Origin of the sequence: Protofrankia sp. BMG5.30 (genome assembly GCF_001983005.1) — a bacterium.
GTDB lineage: Bacteria > Actinomycetota > Actinomycetes > Frankiales > Frankiaceae > Protofrankia > Protofrankia coriariae.
Genome location: NZ_MOME01000063.1, coordinates 1 through 22878 on the forward strand (window position 1 = coordinate 1; position 22878 = coordinate 22878).

15 protein-coding genes and 5 pseudogenes are annotated in these 22878 nt (G+C 66.3%); 14 read left to right on the plus strand and 6 right to left on the minus strand.

The features are described from left to right. Positions 1-709 precede the first annotated feature (709 nt). From BL254_RS23190 to BL254_RS23225, 7 genes are all read left to right on the plus strand, one after another. Complete coding sequence (locus tag BL254_RS23190; protein ID WP_175648464.1) at positions 710-2728, plus strand: aminotransferase class III-fold pyridoxal phosphate-dependent enzyme; 2019 nt, start codon at positions 710-712, stop codon at positions 2726-2728. Between the two features lie 114 nt (positions 2729-2842). Next, complete coding sequence (locus BL254_RS23195; RefSeq protein WP_139342469.1) at positions 2843-4069, plus strand: cytochrome P450; 1227 nt, start codon at positions 2843-2845, stop codon at positions 4067-4069. Between the two features lie 79 nt (positions 4070-4148). Next, entirely contained in the window at positions 4149-4478 is a 330-nt protein-coding gene (locus tag BL254_RS29690) for an antibiotic biosynthesis monooxygenase (protein WP_371391261.1), read from the plus strand. A 10-nt stretch (positions 4479-4488) separates the two neighbouring features. Next, a complete protein-coding gene (locus tag BL254_RS25480; RefSeq protein WP_083731331.1) occupies positions 4489-5532 on the plus strand; it encodes an ATP-binding cassette domain-containing protein in 1044 nt (347 codons plus the stop codon). Beyond that, positions 5532-7112 carry a hypothetical protein gene (locus tag BL254_RS23215; RefSeq protein WP_047225247.1) on the plus strand — a complete coding sequence of 527 codons (1581 nt, stop codon included), beginning with the start codon at positions 5532-5534 and terminating at the stop codon, positions 7110-7112. Before BL254_RS25480 ends, BL254_RS23215 begins: the two co-directional genes overlap by 1 nt. A 108-nt stretch (positions 7113-7220) precedes the next feature. Further along, a complete protein-coding gene (locus BL254_RS23220; protein WP_175648465.1) occupies positions 7221-7418 on the plus strand; it encodes a ferredoxin in 198 nt (65 codons plus the stop codon). A gap of 312 nt (positions 7419-7730) precedes the next feature. Beyond that, complete coding sequence (locus BL254_RS23225; RefSeq protein WP_076845152.1) at positions 7731-8930, plus strand: ISAs1 family transposase; 1200 nt, start codon at positions 7731-7733, stop codon at positions 8928-8930. Positions 8931-10374: 1444 nt separating this feature from the next. Here BL254_RS23225 and BL254_RS28825 read toward each other — a convergent pair. Further along, a pseudogene (locus tag BL254_RS28825) lies at positions 10375-10615 on the minus strand (IS6 family transposase); the annotation flags it as partial. A 7-nt stretch (positions 10616-10622) separates the two neighbouring features. Beyond that, complete coding sequence (locus BL254_RS23240; RefSeq protein ID WP_235433521.1) at positions 10623-13265, minus strand: AMP-binding protein; 2643 nt, start codon at positions 13263-13265, stop codon at positions 10623-10625. Positions 13266-13446: 181 nt separating this feature from the next. Here BL254_RS23240 and BL254_RS23245 point away from each other — a divergent pair, with 181 nt between their 5' ends. The 3 genes from BL254_RS23245 (at position 13447) to BL254_RS23255 (ending at position 17129) form a co-directional block, all read left to right on the plus strand. Next, on the plus strand, positions 13447-14463 hold the full coding sequence (locus BL254_RS23245) for an iron ABC transporter substrate-binding protein (RefSeq protein ID WP_083731335.1): 1017 nt from the start codon (positions 13447-13449) through the stop codon (positions 14461-14463). Positions 14464-14586: 123 nt separating this feature from the next. Further along, the gene (locus BL254_RS23250; RefSeq protein WP_076845160.1) at positions 14587-16086 is read left to right on the plus strand and encodes an iron ABC transporter permease; all 1500 of its coding nucleotides are present in this window, start codon (positions 14587-14589) and stop codon (positions 16084-16086) included. Next, a complete protein-coding gene (locus BL254_RS23255) occupies positions 16083-17129 on the plus strand; it encodes an ABC transporter ATP-binding protein (RefSeq protein ID WP_047223204.1) in 1047 nt (348 codons plus the stop codon). Before BL254_RS23250 ends, BL254_RS23255 begins: the two co-directional genes overlap by 4 nt. Here BL254_RS23255 and BL254_RS23260 read toward each other — a convergent pair. Then, a pseudogene (locus BL254_RS23260) lies at positions 17130-17294 on the minus strand (transposase); the annotation flags it as partial. A gap of 150 nt (positions 17295-17444) precedes the next feature. Between BL254_RS23260 and BL254_RS23265 the strand changes: the two are divergent. The 4 genes and pseudogenes from BL254_RS23265 (at position 17445) to BL254_RS28830 (ending at position 19430) form a co-directional block, all read left to right on the plus strand. Then, positions 17445-18061 (plus strand): annotated as a pseudogene (locus BL254_RS23265) (VOC family protein). After that, positions 18058-18624, plus strand: a pseudogene (locus BL254_RS29695) (FAD-dependent oxidoreductase); the annotation flags it as partial. The pseudogenes BL254_RS23265 and BL254_RS29695, both read left to right, overlap by 4 nt. A gap of 83 nt (positions 18625-18707) precedes the next feature. Then, positions 18708-18941, plus strand: a pseudogene (locus BL254_RS29700) (FAD-dependent oxidoreductase); the annotation flags it as partial. A gap of 27 nt (positions 18942-18968) precedes the next feature. Further along, positions 18969-19430, plus strand: coding sequence for a hypothetical protein (locus BL254_RS28830; protein WP_235433536.1), 462 nt, complete (start codon positions 18969-18971; stop codon positions 19428-19430). A gap of 382 nt (positions 19431-19812) precedes the next feature. On the opposite strand, the gene BL254_RS23275 is transcribed toward BL254_RS28830, so the two are convergent. The 3 genes from BL254_RS23275 to BL254_RS23295 all read right to left on the minus strand — a co-directional run. Then, a complete protein-coding gene (locus BL254_RS23275) occupies positions 19813-20715 on the minus strand; it encodes a hypothetical protein (RefSeq protein WP_076845154.1) in 903 nt (300 codons plus the stop codon). Between the two features lie 60 nt (positions 20716-20775). After that, complete coding sequence (locus BL254_RS23280) at positions 20776-21360, minus strand: RNA polymerase sigma factor (protein ID WP_047223285.1); 585 nt, start codon at positions 21358-21360, stop codon at positions 20776-20778. A gap of 953 nt (positions 21361-22313) precedes the next feature. Continuing rightward, positions 22314-22878, minus strand: a 565-nt coding sequence (locus BL254_RS23295; protein ID WP_139342470.1) for an integrase core domain-containing protein, incomplete at its 5' end; no start/stop codon positions are given.

Consider the following 22878-nt stretch of genomic DNA (forward strand, 5'->3'; position numbering starts at 1 on the left):
GCACCCCGAGCGGTTCGCGCGCCGGCCACGGCCACCCCGTCTACCCGAGACCGTGTGGATCAACCAGCCAGTCCCAAGCCAACCGAGTAACGACCAACTGTCTCATTTGACTTGACATCTACCRCCCCGGCGACGTCCGTCGCTGCCTCGCACTCCTCGCGGRCGACATCGCCCGCTCCGAGGGTGCCGCCAAGACCGGGGCGATCCAGGTCCCGCTCAACACCTACCTGCGTGGAGACCTCTTGCGCCACCAACTCACGGAGACGGCGGTTGAACAGCGATCGAGATGGCCGGCTGGCGGCGAGAAAGTACGTCGCGGCCGRGGAATCCCTGCGTCTGCCCAGGTCACGGGCTATTTCGCGCCGCCCGTGTACACGTACAGCGTTGGAGCCGGGCCGCACAGCACCAACAGCATGGAGACTGCTTCCGAAATCCCGAGAGGGGTCTTGACAGGGTACGCGGTAGCCTTATAGAACTGGTTTCAGAGTTTCTACTTTCCGTCTCCTTCGCCGGTGAAGTTGGCATTGGCGGCCTGCTACGTCGTAGGCGGAAAAGTGAGGCTGCGCCGGGCAGGAAGGATCCGAAGTTTATGGCTCGTGYGGCTCTGACGTCGGCTACGCGGTCGACCCTCAATCTTTTGACTGAATACAACCTCAGTCAGCGTTGTAACCTTCTCATCGGGAGCAACACGATCAGTGCCGAGGGGGCGATGCTGGGTTTTCTGCTCGACCGTCTGCTGYAGCGTGCACAGGCTCGGGGTGGGCCCTACCGAACATTCTTCACCAACTCAGGTGTCGAAGCGGTCGGGGCGGCCATAAAACTGTGCCGGCACTCGTCGGTGCGGCACAGGAGAGCTAATGACGGTAGGGTCCTCATCGTCGATCCAGAGCAGGATCTGCGCGTCTTCTTTGATCCTACAGAGCAGGGTTCCTCACAGAGTCTCGCGCCGGGACTGTGCTTCGTCGAGTCTCTCGACGTGGCAGCTGACCGACTAGCGGAAAAGGCCTGGTCGGGCGTGATCGTCGCACGCTCAGAATGGGAAGCTCGGCCCCGCCTGCACGACGCTTTCGCCGACGCTGGACACGAATCGGGCGCCTTACTCGTCCTCTCGAATCTCGGCCGCGACTTGGGCGGCACGTACTTCAGCCAGAGCGGGATACAGGCCGACGCCCATATCTTCGGAGAGGACCTCTCGGCTCGACAGCTTCCTTTCGGATGTCTGACCATGAGCCAGCGGGCTCATTCAGTGTGGAACAACATCAAAGACGCCGCCGCGCATACCACCACTTTCGGCGGGGCCGCCGTCTCACTTCGCGCGGTACTGGAGGCGCTAGATGCCGCTGACCTGATCGAAGCCGAGGACGAGATTGTCCTCAAGCGTATCGAAGGTACGATGACGGCGCGGGTACGAGCATTCCATCACTACGTGAACCCCCCGATGGCCCGTCTCAACGACGCCATGGGAATGGCTCTCGACATCAAGAGCGCACTAGGTAGCCGGCTGGTGCTCTCCGACGGGCGGGAGATCATCGATTCCGGTGGTGGATCGGGTAGCAACTTACGCGGCCACAACCCTCCAGACCTGGTGGAGAACGTCCTTACCRCGCACCGCCCGGACGGGCGCTACTACGATCAGCTTGAGTCTGTGCTGCAGGTACTGACGGGGTATCCACACTCGGTGCCCGCCGTGAGCGGCGGCACTGCCGTTGATCTAGCTGTCAGCTTCGCCATGCTCGCGCAGCCGGATCGTAAAACCATTGTCAGTTTTCGTGGCAACTATTCCGGGAAGACTCCCATCTCGCTCAGTCTCAGCAAGCATGGCACGCTGTTGACCGAGTCGGACAGAGAAGCGTTCCGACCGTACTATGCCAATCTTGAGTACATCGACCTCGATGAACCCGGCTGCGAGTCTCGGCTGGAGACGGTCCTGAACCGGCCAGACGTGGCATTGGTCTGGCTGGAACTCATCCAGGGAGCTGAATGCCGGCCCATCCCCGACTCGATTATCGAGTTAGTACACCGCTGCAAGGCGCCGGGAGGCTACCTGGTTGGGATCGACGAGGTGCTGACCGGCGGGTGGCGGATCGGTGGAGATTTCCTGGTACATCGGCGTCTCGCGCTGAACGTCGACGTATCGGCGATGGCCAAGCCCCTGAGTGATATGACGGTGCCGCTCGGCGTCGCTMTCGTTACCGACGATGTTTACCGTCGCGCGGCCGCGAGAAACCCGAAACTAGTCGAGAAGCTCACTCGGCACTACCGGTGCGAGCTCAGCGCGCATATCGCCCTGAACGCACTCTCTGGATGTGCAGATCCCGAGCGAATCGTGACGGCGACGCGGCTGCAGGAGATGTTCGCCGAAGGCCTTCGGCGCATCTTCGCACAGTCCAGGATCTTTGCGGCCGTCTCGGGTGAGGGCGGACTGGTACGGCTCACTCTCTCTCGCCGCTGGTTCCCGTTCCACCGCCGCTCGGCGCTGGGGTGTGCGCTCGAAATGGCCCTCGCCGAGCTAGTGCTGTCCAACTGCGGGGTCTTCGTGCCGATACTCCGCTTTCATCAGCGGATATTCGCCGACGAGGCTGAGCTGCGCGAAGTTCTCAACAGACTCGAGCGCGGAACCCGCCAGATGCGCCCTGTACACGTCTATGTAAACGCCGTACGGGGCCTCCTAACCTACGCTCGCCGAGCGCGCTACTTCCGCTCGGCGGTCGATTGGGCGACAGAATAGTGTTCACCTTCGACGCTGCGCTGAGGCATGGAACAGTAGAACAGGTAGGGCTGACGCGAACCCTCGCGACGCCGCTCACACCCAGTCTGACTCGGCAGACCGCAGAAAGATGAGGTGCCTGCGAGCACGCTTGAAGGTACCGATCCCGGAAAGGACGGAGACGCAATGGCGTATTATTCTCCGCTGGACAGCCTGGTGACAGACGATCCCTACCCGTACTACAAGGCTCTTCGAGAAGAGCAGCCGGTCTACTACAACGAGAAGGACGACTTCTGGGCGCTGTCACGGTACGACGACGTCGCAGGRGCACTCCATGACCCGCTCTCGTTCTCGGCACGCAAAGGCACGGTGTACGAGGACCAGACGCTTGAAGAACTCCCGGTCCCGATGATGGCGTTCCTCGATCCTCCGGACCACACCCGGATGCGGACCATGGTAAGCGGCTCCTTCGTGCCCAAAGCTGTCGCCGGTTTCAAGGTAGCTTTCGGTCGGAACTTCGTCGCACAGTTCGACCGGCTGCCGGGAGCCGAGCTGGATGTGTGCCAGGATCTGCTCCTCCCGTGGGCGATCGAGAACGACCTCGAGCTGCTCGAGATCCCGGCGGAGTCTCGTCCACTCTGGCGAGAATGGCTCAATGCGTGCTTCCAGCGCAAGCGCGGAAACATCAGTTTCACCGCGGCCGGAGAAGAGGCCATCGGGCATATCATGACCTTCCTGGCCGAAGAGCATCTGCCTCGGCTTTACGCCACGGAGGGAACATTCCTGTCCAGGCTGATCAATGGAAGTGCCGACGGTGACAGGATGTCAGAGGTGGAGGCTCTTGGGTTCTTATTCCTCATGGCACTGGCTGGACCAGAGGACGTCGCTCGGACAGCCGGATATGTGCTGGCCAATGTTTCGGCGCAGCCGAGTGTGGTGGAGCTGGTCCGAAATGATGAGCCCACGCGAATGAACGCCATTGATGAGACCATTCGCCGGGATGCGTCCACACAGTACATGAGAAGAACAACGGCCTGGGATGTTGATATCCGCGACACGGTGATCCCCGAGGGTGCGCGCGTGCTGCTGCTGTTCGGCGCGGCCAATCGGGACCCGGAAATATTTTCCGATCCGGACACGTTTGATATCGATCGCCGGAACTCTCGCCTGGCCATGGGCTTCAGTCGAGGTATACACAGCTGCCTAGGCATTCACGTCTCCCGCCTACAGATGGTCGCCGGGCTCGGCGAGTTCTTCAACCGCGTCGAGAGTGCTGAGTTGGACCTCGACGCCGCCGAGTCGGTGCACGCGATGAACATCACCGGCTTCCAGAGGCTACCGGCCCGGCTCAAGTTGAGGTGACGGCGTGGGTTGACCGCCAGTACGGACCGTCAATCGAGTGAGCTGATACCGACGAGGTGGAGTTGAGATGACGACGGTTATGATCAACGCGATAACAGTGCCGCCTGGGGTTGAGGACGAGCTGGCGAAACGGTTCGAAGCGCAAAGCGCGTTACTCAGCGGGCAGCAGGGTTTCGTGGATTTCCAGCTGCTGCGTCCAACGGACGAGCGAAACCGGTGGCTGGTTGTCAGCCGGTGGGATTCGGCGGCCTCGTATGATGCCTGGAAGAACTCGGCCGTATTTGACCAGATGCACCGCGGTCAGCTATCGGGACACGGACACTCCGGGAGCTCGCCTACGCACGGCGACGGTCCGCTCACCATCGAAAGTGAGGTCTGGTCCTTCGAAGTCTCTACGACGACTGCATAGCGACGCCGCCATGCTCGAGGCCAACAGAACCGAGGAACTGGAAGATGCCGCGGTCCGCAGCGCCAGAGCGCTGGCACATCTGAACGCAGCTCATTCCGACGACTGCTTGATCATCGGCCGGGAGCTCGGTAAGGCAGCCGATGCCATCTCCGCCGTGGCCACCGAGATCGATGGCCACGGGATGAATCTTCAGGTTACGACCCCCGCTGACCGAACGGATCTATGGATTCCGTTCGCCGGCGGCACGGGTGCCCCGGAGCGCATCAGGGACGAGGTGACCCGGCTGGCCGGGCTGGCCCGGTGGATGGCGGATCAGGGCGGCGGCGGAGCCGCCGGTGCCGCCGGTGCCGCCGGTGCCAGCGGGGATGCGGAACAGCTGCAGCCGACTGGGGTGATCTCGGGACGGACCTCCCCTGCGGGCAGAGCCATCCTCACCGCGAAGGGGATCGAGAAAAGTTACCGACCGCGATTAGCGTGGCGGCAGCAGAGCCGCGTGCTCCGGGGAGTTGATCTCGAACTGTTCCCCGGGCAGATCGTGGCACTGGTTGGCGAGAACGRGGCAGGCAAGTCGACCCTGCTGCGGATACTGGTGGGTCTGGAAACCCCAGATCTGGGTGAGCTGCGTCGCGTCGAGCGGGTCGGATACTGCCCGCAGGAGGCGGCTCTGTACGCCCGGCTGACCGTTCGGGAGCACTTCCGGCTCTTCGGGAGCGCGGTTGGGTTGTCAGTCGAACAGATTAACCAGGCGGCCGAGGAACTGCTCGATCAGCTGTCCTTCGCGCAGTACGCGGACTCGGTGACCGACGAGCTGTCGCTTGGTACCAAGGCGAAGCTGAACTTGGCGCTGGCACTGCTGGGAGAGCCAAGACTGGTTCTGCTTGACGAGCCCCACGCCAGCTTCGACTGGGATACCTACCTACGGTTTTGGGAGCTGGCGAAGCTGCGACGTCAGGATGGCACCTGCATTGTCATCGTGAGCCATCGTACGGATGATACGGAACTGTGTGACCAGGTCTACAATCTTTCCAATGGAAAACTCGGACGGGTCAGCTAGTGAATGCGTTCCAGCTATCGCGCCTGTTCGCAGTCGACTTTCTTAGGCATCGACTGAACTGCCTGCTGCTCGTATGCTTCCCCATCGTGTTCGTACTCGTGTCCGCCGATGCACTGACCGACTTCGCGCGCGTGCTCGGAGGTCACACCGGCCATAATATGATGGGCTCGTTCTCGGCGGCCTGGGCTGGTGCCATAAGTGCTGGTCTGGGCGCCTACTTCTCGACGAGCCGCACCAGGGGCGCGGACCACCTGGTCGATCTGAGGACGGCCCGCTGGGATATCTCGATCGCGCGTCTGGCGCTCTTCGCCCTGGTGGGGGCTGGCTGCTGGGGGTCCGCGCTGGCCGCGCTGCGTGTGTGCACTGATGTCAACGTAACCTTGCAGATTGCCGTTGGAACAGGCCTTCTGGTTGGGACCTACGGTTGCTTCGGGGCGATCGTCGGCTCTCTTGTCCATGATGAACTGACGGGCAGTTTGGCTCTCGTCGGGGTGTGGATGCTCGATGTCTTCCTGGGGCCGGCGATGGGCGGCGGCTCGCTGCGGCTGGCGGCTCTGGTGCCCTCCCGCCCGTCGAGCGAGGTCATCATGTCCGGTGTCGACGGCTTTCCGACTGCCCTGTTGGGCGGCATCGTGTGGCTCTCGCTGTCATTGATCGCCAGCTTTGTTCTGCTCGACCGGCAGGTGGCCCACGCGGCGGTGGCGTGGACCCGGGCGAAGTTTGAGGTCAAACCCGTCGGCCAGCGAGATCCCGGCCGTCACCCGGTACCGGTCGGATCTCAGGACTCACGACCGATCGGCCGCCCGGCGGCCGAGCTCACCCGGTCGACGATACGAACATACGCGCGAAACCGGCTCCTGTTGCTGGTGCTGCTGGCCACACCCGTCACCTTTGTCGGGGTCAGTTTCTTCATGTTCACCGGAGTGCAGGTCCAGGTGCCCGCGGTCATTGACAACCAGGCGGTGCTGCTGACCATGGCGATGCCCAAGCTGCACGGTGCCTACATGGGATATATGACCGTGTCGTTCCTGTCCGCCGTGACAGGTCTGTTTGTCGTGATACGTTCAAGGGAGGCCGACTCGCGGCTGATTGTCAGCGGTTACCGCCGACGTAGCATTCTCATCGTGAGGTTGCTGACAGTCGCGGCCGCGTCCTGTATCGTCAGCCTGGCGGCACTGCTCGTAGGTTTCTGCGGCTTCCGGCCGGAGAACTACGGACTATTCGTGGTCGCGTATCTGCTGGGTTCGGTGACGTGGGGATGTATCGGTGCCGCTTTCGCGCCGGTCCTCGGCCGCGTCGGGGGAACGTTGTGCATGCTCCTGCTCCCTTTCCTCGATGTCGGTATCGCTCAGGACTACATGCTGGGCCCGCAGCTGCCGGCGTGGTCCGAGGGCTTACCGTCGGCGGGCTCCGTGCAAGTCCTGATCGACTCTGCGTTCAGCACGAGCTTCCACAGCGCCACCGATATTGCGCTGGCCAGCGGCTGGCTGCTCGGCGCGGTGGCGGCCGCGACAGGAGTGCTTCTACTGTCCCTGCGAACGATCGCGAACTTCTCGATCATGAACGGCTTACCCGAGTAGACTGCGGCCGAGAGGACCGCCGTGCAGCCGGCCCTCAATGTCGCTACAGGTAACAGTCAACGACCCGGCTGGGGATTTGGGCACCATCGAAAGGAAAGGATAATATCCGTGAAGGTCAGAGTGGACATCACGGTCTGTGAAGCCAAGCGGCAATRCAATTTGATCGATCCGGCGCTCTTCTCCCTGGACAGTCAGGGCTACAGTAACATTGGCATCGCGCGAGAGGTCCCTGACGGTGACGAGGACCAGGCCGAGCAAGGCATGCACGCGTGCCCGGTGCAGGCACTCAGCACCTACTCGGACTGATCTTGCCGTTTAATCGCCAGAAGGCCGTGGAGGCCGCTCAACATTCCTCCGAACAGCTGATCAGTCTCCGCCGTTGAACCCCGATCCACCGTCGGTTATGGCTGTGGGGTGCCAAAAGTCGGCCTGGGYCTGTGAGCAGGGCTCCGGCGTGTTGGGGATTTGACCGGTTGATTCCCTGTCCCGTTCTGATCACAGCCGCTGGTGGGGCGGGTGGCCGGGACGCGACCGGGACCACGTGTCGCTGCGAGAAAAGCAGGCACGCCGCTTGTAGATCACGGAGGTGTCTAAAGTCTTCGTGGTCTGGGGTGCGGCGTGYCTGTTGCGGCATTGTCCCGCGTCGCGGCCCGGGCGGGGGCGCCCGGTGGCGTGTTGCGGGAAGAAATCTGGCAGCGGTTGGAGAAGGTCCCCGATCCGCGGTCCCCGCGGGGCCGGGTCTACCCGCTGCCGTGCCTGCTGGCGGCGCTGCTGTGCGCGCTGACCGCCGCCGGACACGACGCGGTCTGCGCGGCCGGGCAGTGGGTGGCCCGGGCAAGCCCCGCGGAGCTGGCCCGGCTGCGGATGCCGGTGGACCCCTGGACCCGGCGACACCGCAGGCCGGACGAGTCCACGTTCCGCCGGCTGCTGGTCCGCCTGGACCGTGACGCCCTGGCAGCCGCCGTGCTCGGCCCCGCACCCGACACCACCGGCCCCGACACGCCAGACCCACCGCCGGTGCCGTCCCCACCAGGGCGGACCGGGCCCGCCCTCGCCGTCGACGGGAAGACCAGTCGCGGTGCCCGCCGCCCCGACGGGAGCAGGGTGCACCTGCTCGGCGTGGCCGCCCACGGCGACGGCCGGCTGCTCACCCAGGTCGAAGTGGACCAGAAAAGCAACGAGACCACCGCTTTCCAGCCGCTGCTGTCCGGGCTGGACCTGACCGGGGTGACCGTCACCGCCGATGCGATGCACACCGTGCGCGCCAACCTCGACTGGCTGGTCACCGCCAAGAACGCCCACTACCTGGCCGTGGTCAAGGCCAACCAGCCCACCCTGCGCGCCCAGCTGGCAGCACTGCCCTGGACCGAGGTCCCCACCGCCGACAGCACCCGCGGCCACGCCCACGGCCGGGACGAGACCCGCACCCTGAAGGCCGCGACCGTCGCCCACCTGGACTTCCCGCACGCCTGCCAGGCCGTGAGGATCCACCGGTGGCGACGACAGACCGGACAGCGACCTGGCCGCGAGACCGTCTACGCCATCACCGATCTCACCTTCGCACAGGCCAGCCCCGCCCAACTCGCCGCCCTCGCCCGGYAGCACTGGCACATCGAGAACAAGGTCCACCACGTCCGCGACGTCACCTTCGGCGAAGACGCCAGCACCACCCGCACCGGCAACGCCCCCGCCAACCTCGCGACCCTGCGCTCAGCGGTCATCAACACCCTGCGTCGTGYCGGCTACCGCTACATCCCGGCCGGCCGCCGCGACCACACCACCCCGACCGCAGCCCTTGATCTTCACGGCTTCCCCTGACACAACGGACATAACCCCAACATGCCGGAGCCCTGGTGGTGGGGACACCTGCCCTCGCAGCACCGCGAGTTCGTGGCGCAGCACGAGGACCTCGGCGTCCTTCACCGCTGAGCTGCGGGCCACCAGGGCCAGCCAGCCGACCAGGTGACGGAAGACGAGATAGAGATAGACCARCCGAACCATCACACCTGTGATCGTCGATACCGTTCGCCGCAGGTGACAGGAGCTAAGGCCAGCGGACCACTGTCGGACGACAAAGATACACGGTCCCGCCACCGTCCGACAGAAGCCGAGTAGATCGTCCGTTGCGCTGATGGGTAGCACAGAATCCCCGGTCAGGCCGACGGGCGAGTTTCCGACACCGACACGATCCTGCCTGCAGATCCGTAAATAATTAGACCCCGCAGAATCAAAAGACTGATCGATCACCATCGTCGACTATTACTGTATGCGATAGCCTTGAACGGAACGAGTCATTGGTCATATCTCGGAATTACCAGGGGATCCGRCCAGGCTCGACGCTTCTGATGTTGCCAATCTTCTGAAAGCCCATCTCTTTACGGAGGACATCGCGAAGTTGATCAGCAGCCCGCGACACCTCTTCGATTTTAAACCTATCGTTCGACTTTCCCACAAGCATCACAGTGTTGATTAAATGGCGGGCCGCTATGCCAGCATCCCGGGCTCCGAAGAGAAGAAGGTCAACGTGAGCCTCGAGAAGAGGTCGAAGCACAGCAGTCATACGATCACTCGAAATGAGCCACGGTCTCTCCGCATAGTAGCCGTCACGAAGACTGTCGGCGGTGATCAGAATATTAGCTCAAGCATCGACTCGTCGATCTCTGCGGCGCTTACGTTCTTCAGTGCGTGCAGTCAGTAGCGGTCCGAGTGCGACGCCCAGAAGAGCGGCTGCCGGGGAAGCTAAGATGGACGTAATCGCGCTCTGGCGAAAGAAATAGACCCGTCTTCCACAGTGGCGATGGCTGGTGCGGTCGATCTCGCCAAGGCGCCCTGGTGCCGAGGAACTGAAGCGGCACGGCAGCAACTCGATAGTCAACCGTCCAAATACAAGACAGGCTCTCCCTAGATGGAGACGGGATCAGGGGACGCCCAGGCGGACGTCAATCCGGACGCTGCGATGTGCAGGACGACGGCGGCCACGGTTCCGATGACCGCCCGTGCCATGATATGGACAATCTTCTTCATCGTGCCCTCCCTCCTACTGCTACCGGCCAGAACTGCGCTCAACGCCTTCAGACCGACAACCAACACGAGCAACGCCGCGAGAATCGGACTCGCAACCGCAACATGAGCCATGGCCTGCCTGGGCTCGCCTCATCCCGCCTCCGCCGCGATCTTAGCACCGGCGATCGGCCGAGACGAGATCCTCCGCGACCCTGGTCGGGTGGCCCGGGGGTGCGATCCCCCCCCGGGCCACCCGACCAGGTGTGTGCCGGCACGGCCGGGCCGCCTCGATCAGCAGCGGGGTGAAGCGGCGCACCCACCGGTAGATCGTGACGTGGTCGACGACGAGGCCGCGTTCGGCGAGGAGTTCCTCGACGTCCCCGGTAGGACCGGGCGTAGCACGGGTACCAGCGCACCGCCAGCACGCTTCCCCTCCGGTGGGAGGCGGAATCCCGCGAACGCCGACGTCAGGACCGGGGACGGACGCGACGTCGGCGCATCATTCGATCATGACTGATCGGCAGTGGCAACGGCGGACTTCGCCAACGCGACAGTGCCGTCGGCGCCGCTCAGGGCCTGCACCTGTGCCTCTCGCCCTGATCCGACAACGGTGTCGTGGTCACGGGACGAGGTCCGGACCCGCTGAGCCAACAGCCGGACGGCTCGCCGGAGAGTTTGTGTTGCGCTCCAGGTCAGCATGCCTGTGCCGAGGCAGAGGAGCAGGACCGCGAGGGCGGGCAGGTGCGGCAGGGCCGCGGAGTAGACGGCGTAGTGGGTGAGGTAGATGTAGAGCGAGGCGCTCGCGATCGACCCGGTCATTCGCACGACGAACCTCGGCAGCGCGAGCCGCGGAAGGAACAACAGCGCCGCGAATCCCACGGTGATGACGGTCTCCCGTAGCGGGTTGGCGAAATATCCGGGGATCATCAGCAGCGTGATCGCGACGACGAGCGCCTTCTGCCTGGTGCGGGTGGCCCGATAGCCGAGCCAGCCGAGGACGAAGAACCAGACGACGCCGTGTGTGGCCATCCACCGTTCGGCGAAGGTGTTGGTGTCGTGGGCGAACTGATGCGCCAGCAGGGCGACACCCAAGGTCGCCAGCGCGAAGCCGAAACCGTGCCGCCGCTCCCATCGACGCGCGGCCGGGATCGCGAACACGAGCGTGAACAGCAGCAGCGTCTGGACCAGGACCTCGACGAACCAGTAGCCGTACGCACCGTGGCGGACGTAGTTGTTGATCAATAGAACGTTCGACCACCCCACGCTGGTGCTCTCCACGGCCCGCCAGGTCAGCCACAGCATGGACGGGATCGCGATCCGGGCGGCGCTGCGGAGGATGGCGTGGCTGGTGCCGCTGTCCCTCGGCGCGAGACGGAATCGGGCGAAGCCCCACCCGGCGACGATCAGCAGCAGATGAGCGCCGCCGAGAATGTGGAACAGGCCGATGTGGTTGCTGACGATCAGTATGATCGCAACCGCCCGCAGCACGATGCCGGTCTCGACCGTCGTGGTTCTGGTGACGGTCGTGCGTTCGGCCCGACCGTCGTGCTGGGCGGCGAGCCGGTCCAGTTCGCCGATCGGCGTGGTGGGCCAGTCGTCGGGCAGGTACCCCAGCGTCCGCTCGATCTCGAGGGACATCTGGACGTAGGACAGTGAGTCTCCGCCCAGGTCGACGAACGTCGCATCGTCGGCGATGTCGGCGCAGCCCAGAACCTTGGCGAAGCATTCCCGCACCGACAGGTCGGTGTGGCGCGCCGGTCGGAGGTCCTGGGAGTTCGCCAGCTCCTGGATCGCCGAATAGTCGATCTTGCCGTTGGTCAGGCGCGGCAGTTCGTCGACGGCGACGACGCGGATCCGGTCCGCTGGGAGCCGGAGCCTCTCCTGGACGAGTCTACGGATGGCGTATCGGTCCGGCGACAGGGTTGCGATGGTCAGGGCGTCGTCGGTGCCCGCGCACGCGCAGGTGCGTCCGTGGTCGGCCAGGAGAAGCTCCACCTGGCAGAGATCGATGCGCAGCCCGAACAGCTTCACGAAGCGCGACGTACGTCCGACGACCACGTACAGTCCGTCCGCCGTGCGCCGCGCGATGTCGCCGGTGGCGAGCGCATCGATCGTCGCGCCCAGCGCGAGATCGGCCGGGCTCTCGGCATAGCCGAACATCACGTTGGGGCCGCGATAGACAAGTTCGCCCTGCCCGGGCGTTGAGGGGTCTTCGGAGGGCAGGATCTCGAACGAGCCGCCGGGAATCGGGACGCCGATCGCGGAAGGATGCGACTCGGCGAGTTCGGGCGGCAGGTAGGCCATGCGTGCGGTGGCTTCGGTCTGCCCGTACATGACGAACAACCGCCATCCGCGGCGCCTGCCCAGTTCGGCGATGTGCCGGACGCGATGCGCGGGCAACGCGCCACCCGCCTGGGTGACGTAGCGCAGGGAAGGCAGGTGTATCCGGTCGAAGCCGACCCGCTCGAGCAGGTCGAAGGTGTAGGGCACGCCGTGCAGGCTGGTGCCCCGATACTTCTGGAAGGTCGCCCAGAAAGCCGGGTCGACGACCGAGTCCTCGGTCAGCAGCAACGCCGCACCGCGCAGCAGGTTGCTGTTGATGATCGACAGCCCGTAGCAGTAGTGCATCGGCAGTGCCGCGGACGCGCGGTCTGAGTCGCGGATGTCCAGGAACCGCGCGATGGACTCGGCGTTGGCCTGGAGGTTTTCGGCGGAGAGCCGGACCAGTTTGGGGGATCCGGTCGACCCCGACGTCGAGAGCAGGAGAGCGAGGTCGGGGTGCAGGTCGTGGCACGTGCCGTCGCGCCGCTCCCGCAGCGTCCACTCGTCCTCGCGGCGGAGCACGACATCCGGATCGTAGATCGATAACAGCGTGTTCCAGTGGCGGTCGTCGGGCGCGGTGAGGAGAACCGGATGTCCAGCGGCCAGCGCAGCCAGGTAGGTGACGAGCGGCTCGAGATCGTTGGCTGCCGCGATCATGACCAGCCTGCGGTCGGTACCCAGCCGAGCGGCCGCGTCCTCGACGCGGCCGGCCAACTGGTCGTAGGTGAGCTCGGCGCCGTGCGGGGTGACCACCGCGAGCCTGTCTCCGTGCGCGCGGAGCGTGGTGGCGAACGGGACACCGGGTGCGCTTCGAACGGGCGACCGCATTGTGGCCGTGCCTCCCCTATCGTCCATCAGGTATAAAAGGCAAGGGTTACTTAACTTAGGCTAACCAGCATGATCGAGCCAGACGTGTGATCCACGTCAATCGACGCCTTCCGGCTCGCCGCGGCACGATGTACCGTTCTAAGGCTCGCCTTACCTAATCGACCCGACTCTGGAGGTGCTGGTGCGCGTGCGGCTCGCTGGGCGGATCACAACACTGGCGGTGGCGGTCGTCATGGYCGCGGCGGCTACGGCGTGCGGCGGATCGGAAGGCGCCACCATCACCCTGTACAACGCCCAGCACGACGACCTGATCACGGCCATGGTGGATGGTTTCACCAGGGAGACCGGCATCAAGGTCAACATTCGGTCCGGTAAGGACTCCGAGTTCGCGAACCAGATCGTGCAGGAGGGCGACGCCTCACCCGCCGATGTGTTCGTCACGGAGAACTCGCCGGCGATGAGCCTGGTCKACGGCCGGGGCCGCTTCATCAAGGTCGACGACGCCACCCTGGCCCAGGTGCCGGCGCAGTTCGTGCCATCCAGCCGCAACTGGACCGGGTTCGCCGCCCGCGCGACCGTGCTGGCGTACAACAAGCGGCAGCTGACCCCGGACCAGCTGCCCGCCTCCCTGATGGATCTCCAACAGCCCCAGTGGCAGGGCAAGTTCGGTGTGRCGGCCGCGGGTGCGGACTTCCAGGCGATCGTCAGCGCGGTGTTGGCGAGCAAGGGAGAGACCGCGACGGCGACGTGGCTCGCCGGTCTGAAGGCGAACGCGAAGATCTATTCAAACAACCGGGCGGTGCTCAAGGCCGTCGACACCGGGGAGGTCCAAGCGGGCGTGCTGTACCACTACTACTGGTACAAGGACCGCGCCGAGTCCGGTGCGAACAGCAACAATACCGAGCTGAAGTTCTTCGGAGGCAAGGATCCCGGAGCGTTCCTGAGCGTGTCGGGCGCGGGGGTGCTCAAGGCGAGCAAGAACCAGGACAAGGCGCAGCAGCTCGTCCGCTACCTCACCGGCAGGGCAGGCCAGCAGATCCTGGCCGACAGCAACGCCCTGGAGTACCCGATCGCCAGCGGCGTCCCGGCGAACGCGAAGCTCAAGCCGCTGAGCGAGCTCGACCCACCGGTGATCGACGTCGCCAGCCTCAACGGCCCCAAGGTCGTCGAGCTCATGCGCAACGCCAGTCTGCTCTAAGTGGCCGTCGGTACTCCCACGGTCCCGGGCTCCGATCCTGTGGTCCCGGGCCCCGGTACGAGCAGCCTGCCGGCCCGGCGCCGTCGGCACGGCGCCGCGGGCTCCACGCTCCCACAGCTGCCGATGCTCACTGCGGCACTCCTGGTCGCGCTCCTCACGACGGTGCCGTTGCTGTTCGTAGTGGACGCGGCCGTCGAGGCGGGCTGGGCGGAGGTCGTCCATCTGGTCGTCCGCCCGCGTACCGGAGAGCTGTTGTGGAACACGGCCCGGCTCGCGGTGGGCTGCATGCTTTTGTGCGCTGTGCTCGGGACCGGCGCGGCCTGGCTGGTAGAACGATCCTCCCTACCGGGTCGCACGGTGTTCCACGTCATGCTCGTGGCTCCGCTCGCGATCCCGGCGTTCGTCAACAGCTACGCCTGGGTCTCCCTGCTCCCTTCGGCCGCGGGCTTCGACGGTGCGCTGCTGATCGTGACCCTGTCCTACTTCCCCTTCGTGTACCTCCCGGTCGCCGCTACCCTGCGCGGCCTCGACCCGGCCTACGAGGAGACCGCCCGCTCGCTGGGCCACAGCGGATTCCAGATCTTCACGCGGACCATCCTGCCCCAGCTGCGGCCGGCTGTCCTGGGTGGCTCGCTRCTGGTCGGACTGCATCTGCTCGCCGAGTTCGGCGCGCTGCAGATGCTGCGGTTCCCCACCTTCACCACAGCCATTTACGACCAGTATCAGTCCGCGTTCAACGGGCCCGCGGCCAGCATGCTGGCCGGGGTCCTGGTGGCATGCTGCCTGATCCTGTTGCTGGCCGAGCTGACCCTGCGCGGCCACGCGCCCTACGCGCGTATCGGCGCAGGCTCGGCACGCCCCGCCGAGCGCATCCGGCTGGGCCCGATGACGCTGCCCGCGGTCGCCGGACTGTCCACTCTGGCCGTGCTGTCGCTCGGTGTTCCGCTGGCGAGCCTCGGCCGCTGGTTGGCGGAGGGCGCCTCATCCGGACTCGACGTCGACCAGATAGCGGTCGCGACCGGAACGTCGCTCGGGCTCGGCGCGCTGGGCGCGCTGGTCACCACGGCGGCGGCGGTCCCCGTGGCCTGGCTGTACGTGCGCGGGCGAAACCGGCTGTCGACCGCTTTGGAGCGCGCCACCTATATCGGCAGCGCGCTGCCAGGCATCGTCGTAGCGCTGGCCCTGGTCACGGTCGCCGTCCGCCTGGTACCTGGCATGTACCAGACCACCAGCGTGCTCATCGTGGCGTACCTGATCCTGTTCCTGCCGCGCGCCATGGTGAACGTGCGCGCGGCCCTCGCGCAGACGCCGCCGGTCCTCGACGACGTCGCGCACTCGCTCGGCGCGGGACGACTCGCCACGCTCCGCCGGGTCACGCTGCCGCTGATCGTGCCGGGGCTGGGTGCGGGCGCGGCGCTGGTCTTCCTTGCCGTGGTGACGGAACTGACCGCGACTCTGCTGCTCGCACCCACCGGCACCCAAACCCTGGCCACCCAGTTCTGGAGCCACAGCGACAGCCTCGCCTACGGCGCCGCCGCGCCCTACGCGGCGCTGATGGTGCTGATCTCCGGACCCGCGACCTATCTGCTGACCCGCCAGGTGCGAAAGGAGTCAGTGGCATGACCGCGCTCACCATCACCGGCGTGACGAAATCCTACGGCGGCACTCCCGTGCTGCAGGGCGTCGACCTCCACGTGCCTCAGGGCAGTCTGACGGCGGTGCTTGGTCCGTCCGGGTGCGGGAAGACGACTCTGCTGCGAGTCATCGCGGGCTTCGCCGATCCGGACGGCGGCACCGTCGCCTTCGGCAACGAGATCGTGTTCCGGCCAGGCAGGTCCACCAAGGCCCAACATCGCAAGGTCGGGTACGTGCCACAGGAGGGGGCGCTGTTCCCTCACCTCACCGTGACCGCGAACATCACCTTCGGTCTGCCGCGCACGCAGCGAAAGCAGGGAAGCCGTGTTGCCGAACTGCTCGAGCTGGTCGGCCTCGCCGCGGAGCTCTCCGACCGCTACCCGTACGAGCTCTCCGGTGGCCAGCAGCAGCGGGTGGCCCTGGCCCGAGCACTGGCACCACGACCCGCGGTGGTGCTGCTCGACGAACCGTTCAGCGCGCTGGACGCCGGACTTCGGGAGGCTACCCGCCGCGGAGTCACCCGGGCCCTGCGCGCCGCGGGAACGACGGCGGTCCTGGTCACCCACGACCAGGCCGAAGCCCTCTCCCTCGCCGACCAGGTCGGCGTGATGAGACAGGGCAGGCTGGTTCAACTCGACACTCCCGCGACTGTCTACAGCCAGCCGCGCGACGTCGACGTGGCCGGTTTCGTCGGCGAGGCCGTGCTCCTGCCCGCGACCATCCACGACGGACAGGCGTGGTGCGCGCTCGGCACCATCCCGGTCACCGACTCCGAGCACAGGGGCGACGCCCAGGTGCTGATTCGCCCCGAACAGCTCCGGATCCACACCACCGACCGTCCCAACGGCGTGACGGCCCGGGTACGTGAGATCAACTACTACGGCCACGACGCCACCATCCGACTCGACCTGCTGCCCGAGGGTCCATCCGTCGTCGCCAGGGTCGTCGCTGGCCAACGCCTGCCCGGCCCTCACACCGACGTACAGCTCACCGTGTCCGGCAACGCCGTCACCTATCCGGCGACGAGATGAGGTCTGCACGATCGTGGCGGGCCAGACGGTAGTGACCGCGTCCGGCAGGCCGGTCAGCCCGTCGCAGACGAGCATGCACACGTCTGCCGATCCCCGGTTCTTGATCTCAGTGAGGAGGTGCGCCCAGTATGTCGCGCCTTCCCCGCCGGCGCCGGCCCACCACCCCCGACATGGCTGCGGGATGCCGCCGCGGGACCCCGGGCTCCAGGATTTTGACGATGGGTAGCGCGAGTGTGGATGCCAGGCCCACCCCGGTGGGGGGACGCAGGGCACCGGCATCAAACGGAAAAGGAGAAAAGGAGAGGTGCCGAGGCCGTGGACGTGAAGCTTGAGGTTGCGGTGCTGCCGGTCGCCGATGTGGACCGGGCCAAGAACTTCTACAAGGCGCTCGGGTGGCGGGAGGATGCCGTCTTCGCCGCCGGTACGGATTTCCGGGTGGTGCAGCTGACACCTCCGGGCTCGGCGTGCTCGGTCATCTTCGGCACCGGAGTCACCTCGGCCGCGCCCGGCTCGGCGGACGGCTTGCAGCTGGTGGTGGACGACATCGAGGCGGCCCGGGCGGAGCTGGCCAGCCGAGGTGTGGAGGTCAGCGAGGTGTTCCACGACGCGGGCGGGTGTTCCACCACGCCGGGACCACCGCACGGGTCGCTGGTCCGGCCTCGGGCCACCGGAGCTACGGCTCGTGGGTGTCGTTCAGCGACCCGGACGGCAACAGCTGGTTCGTCCAGGAGGTCACGACGCGCCTGCCGGGCCGCGTGACACCCGCGCCGGCGGCTTACGACTCCGCTGCCGACCTGGCTGAGGCGCTGCGCCGGGCGGCCGCCGCGCACGGCAAGCACGAGGAGGAGACCGGGCAGGCCGACCCGGACTGGCCGGACTGGTACGCGCAGTACATGGTGGATGAGCGGAACGCGCAGGCGGCCGGCGTATGAACGGCTACGACTACGACGTGATCGTCCTCGGGGCCGGCTCGCCGGGTGAGCACTGCGCCGGCGAGCTGGCCGACGGCGGCCTGCGGGTGGCGGTGGTCGAGCGGGAGCTGGCCGGGGGCGAGTGCTCGTACTGGGCGTGCATTCCGTCCAAGACGCTGCTGCGCCCCGGCGAGGCGGTGCATCAAGCGCGGGAGGCGGCGGCCACCGCGCAGGTCGATGCCAGGGAGGCGCTGGCCTGGCGCGACTTCATGGTCTCGGACTATTCCGACGCCGGGCAGCGGGCCTGGCTGGCGGGCAAGGGCATCGACCTGATCCGCGGAACGGGGCGCTTGGCCGGGCCCGGCGTGGTCGAGGTCGGCAGCAGGCGCTACAGCGCGGCGCACGTGGTGGTGGCGACCGGCTCAGATCCGGTCGTGCCGCCTGTCCCGGGCCTGCGCGAGTTGGACGRCATCTGGACCAGCCGCGAGGTGACCGGCATGAAGGACGTCCCGCGCCTCCTGCTGATTCTCGGCGGCGGGCCGGTCGGCACCGAGATGGCTCAGGCTGTGCGCCGCCTGGGCGGCGAGGTGGCCCTCGTCGAGGCGGCGGGGCATCTGCTGGCCCGCGAGCCCGCGAGCCCGCGCCGCTGGGCGAGGCGCTCGGCGAGGTGCTGCGCCGTGATGGCGTCGAACTGCTGCTGGGCGTGCATGCGGCCGCCGCGCGGCGCGACGGCGAGGACTACGTCCTGGTCCTCGATGACGGTCGTGAGCTGCGTGGCGACCGGCTACTTGTCGCCACCGGCCGACGCCCGCGGGTGGCCGGGCTCGGCCTGGAGAGGGCCGGTGCCACGTTCGACGAGTACGGCGTCCGGGTCGACGCGCGCCTGCGGGCCAGCGAGCGCCTGTGGGCCATCGGCGACGTCACCGGGGTGCGGCTGCTGACCCACGTCGGCAAGTACCAGGGCGAGGTCGTCGCCGCGAACATCCTCGGTGAACCCCGCGAGGCCAGCTATAAGGCTGTGCCGGACGTGGTCTACACCGACCCGCAGGCGGCCGCCGTCGGCTCCACCGAGGCCCGGTTCAGCGTGACCGCTCTGGTGTCCGAGGTGGCCAAGACGGCCACCTACACGCACGCCTACGCCGAGTCGAATGGCTTCCTGACGCTGCTTAGTGACGGCGAACGGCTGACCGGTGCGTACGCGCTCGGCCCCGAGGCGGGTGAGTGGCTGCAGCAGGCCACGCTGGCCATCCGCGCCCGCGTGCCGCTCGATGTGCTGCGCGATGTCATCCAGCCGTTCCCCACCTTCTCAGAGATCTACGTCAGCGCGCTGAAGGCGCTGCGCAGCGAGATCATGGCGGACCGCTACCCGGTCCGGGTGGATGCGCCGTAAGCGTCTCCCACTTGGCCAGGCTCGGCGCTTGTGTGGGGAGCGCCGGTCCGGGTCAACCTCATCGCCCCCGGCTTCGTCGACACGCCGTTGTCCGCGTCGAGCGCGGCCCGGAGGCGATGACGGCGGCCGAGGTTGATGGCCTGCCGCACCTGCCGGGCCACGCACGCCACGATCTGATCCGCAATAACTTGACCTGGATCAGTGATCGAGGATTTGGGCTTGCCGGACCTGGCAGGTCCGGCGGACCTGCTTCCGGACCTGCCAGATCGACTTCGCCGATCTGGCAGGAATCCCGGATCCGACAGGGACCCCGGACGCGCAAGAAGCGTGATCGCGCCGCCTTTGGCCCTTCTGTATGACCGTTACCGTTCCCCGGTGCCGCTCAAGGCTTCACGGAAGCCCCGAGGTCTGCGCCTCCCCGAGACACACCGGTTCCCGCATCCGCTCCTCCTGGGGAGACAGCGGCTCCCGAGCCCGCTCCTGCCGGGGACACACTGGCTCCCGAATCCGCTCCTCCCTGCGGTACTGAAACGCCGAGGTTCGCTCCTTCCTTCGACACGGAAGCGCCCACGGAGCCGCCGGCGACCCCGACCTGGCCGTCGACGCCGTTGACACCCCCGCCCACGGTTGCGGTGGCTGAGACACCGCCGACCGTCTGGCCTACGACTTCCGCGGCTGATGCGGCTGCTGCGGGGACCTTGAGTATCTCGCCGCAATAGGCTGTGACCTTGCCCTTGCCACCCGCCGCGGCGATCAACAGGGAGAAGGCCGGCTCGTCGAGGGCCTTGCCCGACCTGTCCGGGTGCTCCGCCGCGGTGGCCGTGTAGGTGTGGCACAGCGCGGGCAGCGACGCCGGGGCAATGGCGCCCGCGGCCGKAACATGAGCCGACGGATCGGCCGCCTGAGCCGAGGCGGAGGTTGTGATGCCGGCGGCGGCTTCATGCTCACCGGGCGAGGACAGAGCACCAGTGCTGGCGGCGACAGCGACACCACCAACAGTTGTAGCAGCGACTGCCGCAACTGCGATCTTCACCGTGAGGAGCTTCGCGAGGGCAATTTTGATCATTGGTTCTCTCCGGAGCTGGTTGACAGGAACAAGACGCGCCTCCCGGAAGGCGGCAACAGCCGCTTCCTCCCCGGCGAACTCGTCGGCACGGGCCGGAGCGGCCACGGCGGCGAGCAGGTCGGCGAGGGGGCCCGAACCTGCCGTCGGATCGACCGGGACGCCGCGAAGCATCCGCTCTGCGTCTTCCCGGTCGATCCGACGGGGTCGGTAGGTGCTCATCTCACGTCCTTCAGCGTCCAAGCTCTCACTGGTGTCACACCCAACTGGCAGTCACTGTCTTCAGCACATCGTGTCATCTTGACCGTCTTCACCCGCCGTGTTTCCGTCCGCTCCGAGCTGTTCGGCCAGACGGCGCAACCCGCGATATGCCGCGGTGCGGACAGCGCCCGCACGCTTGCCCAGCACGCGTCCGGCGGTCTGAGCATCCAACCCGATGACCACCCGCAGGAGCACGGCTTCGGCCTGATCGCGTGGCAGGCCGGCGATCAGCCGTATCGCCGTATCGGTCGACAGCGTTTCCAGCGCCCGTCCGGCGGTGTCGTCGGGAGAGGGCAGATCGGTCATCTGCTCGACCGGCACGTCGTGCTGGGGACGGCGTCGCTGACGGCGTATGTGGTCCAGAGCGCGGTGACGGGCGATCGTCGCCGCCCAACCGCGGAACCCGTTGGAATCCCCGCGAAACGACGGCAGATCCCGGGCGATCTGCAACCACGCCTCGGACGCCACGTCCTCGGCGTCGTCGCCGACAAGCACCCGCAGGTAGCGCAGTAACCCCGGCTGTACCGCTCGGTAGATCACCTTGAAGGCATCCTCGTCACCACGCTGCGCCTTGGCCACGTCGAGGGAGATGTCCGCCAGGCCCACCCGTAGCGCCTGCGCCTGTACCTCGTGACCGTCGTGCGGTGCCGCCGCCGTGTCGGCGCACGATCGTCGCCGCGGGATGCCGACACCGACGGTGCTGGCATCCGCACCGCTCATCTCCGTGCTGCGATCCACCGGCCAGATGATGCGGTACGCCCGGCAACCTGCCGACGCAGGGGCCCCGACCTTACAATCTGTTAAAAACATGCTACTGAGAAGATATGGGTAGATTTTTACTCATAGATGTCTATAACTAGTCCCGTGTTGTGATCTGAAATTTTTCGCGGACGCCGGATCCCGGTCCATGCCTCGGTGGTGTCGGCTTGGCTTCCAAGGATCTGAAGCACGCGAATGGTCGAAAGTAAAGTTGGCCCGATTCCGTTCGTACCTGGACTCCCTGAGGAAATAGTCTCAGGGAGGAGTACGGATGTCGAGATCACAGCCGTCGTACACCGCCGAGTTCCGCCAACAGATGGTGGAACTTGTCCGGGCCGGGCGAATACCCGAGGAGCTGGCGAAGGAATATGGCCCGCCGGGACAGCCAATCCGTAACTGGGTCCGGAAGCCTCCCGCAGGGAAAGCGCCGCGCAGACGAGCCAAGCGCCACGGAACGCGAGGAGCTGAACCGTCTCCAGAAGGAGAAGGCAGCTCCGCGAGGAACTCGAGATCCCTTGCAAGGCCGCGGTTTTCTTCGTGACGGAGACCGGTCAGACATGACGTTCGCTCTGATCGACGCGGAGAAAACCGCCATGGTGTCTCCCTTCCCCGCGTGCTCGGTGTACCACGCGAGGGCTGCTACGCCTGGCGCCGCCGCGGCGGACAGCCCATCCGCACCGCCGACGACCAGACACTGACCACGAAGATCACCGTGGTGAACACCGCCCGATCCGACACCGGTGTGGTCCCCCGCCCCGGAGACGCGGCCCGAACGCGGGGAGCAGGGGCTCCGGTAGATGTCAAGTCAAATGAGACAGTTGGTCGTTACTCGGTTGGCTTGGGACTGGCTGGTTGATCCACACGGTCTCGGGTAGACGGGGTGGCCGTGGCCGGCGCGCGAACCGCTCGGGGTGCGCTGCGCGGGCACGGTCGAGGGTGGCCTGCCGGTGGGCCTGGAGCTGCTTGGCGGTACCGAAGTGCACCGAGGCGGGCGTGTGGAACCCGATCCCGGAATGGCGGTGGTCGTGATTGTAGGCGGTGAAGAACCCCTCGCAGAAGACCCGGGCATCCGCCAGCGACCCGAACCTTTCCGGAAAATCKAACGTGTACTTGAGTGTCTTGAACTGCGCCTCCGAGTAGGGATTGTCATTCGAGGTCCGYGGTCGGGAATGAGACCGGTGGACGCCCAGGTCGACGAGAAGTTCGGACACAGGTTTGGAGACCATCGCCCCGCCGCGGTCCGCGTGGACTGCTCGGGGTGGGATTCCGTTCCGGTGGATGGCGTCGGCGAGGAAGTCCTTCGCGACCACCGCGTCCTCCGCCGCGGCGACGAGCCAGCCGGTCACATACCGGGAGTAGATGTCG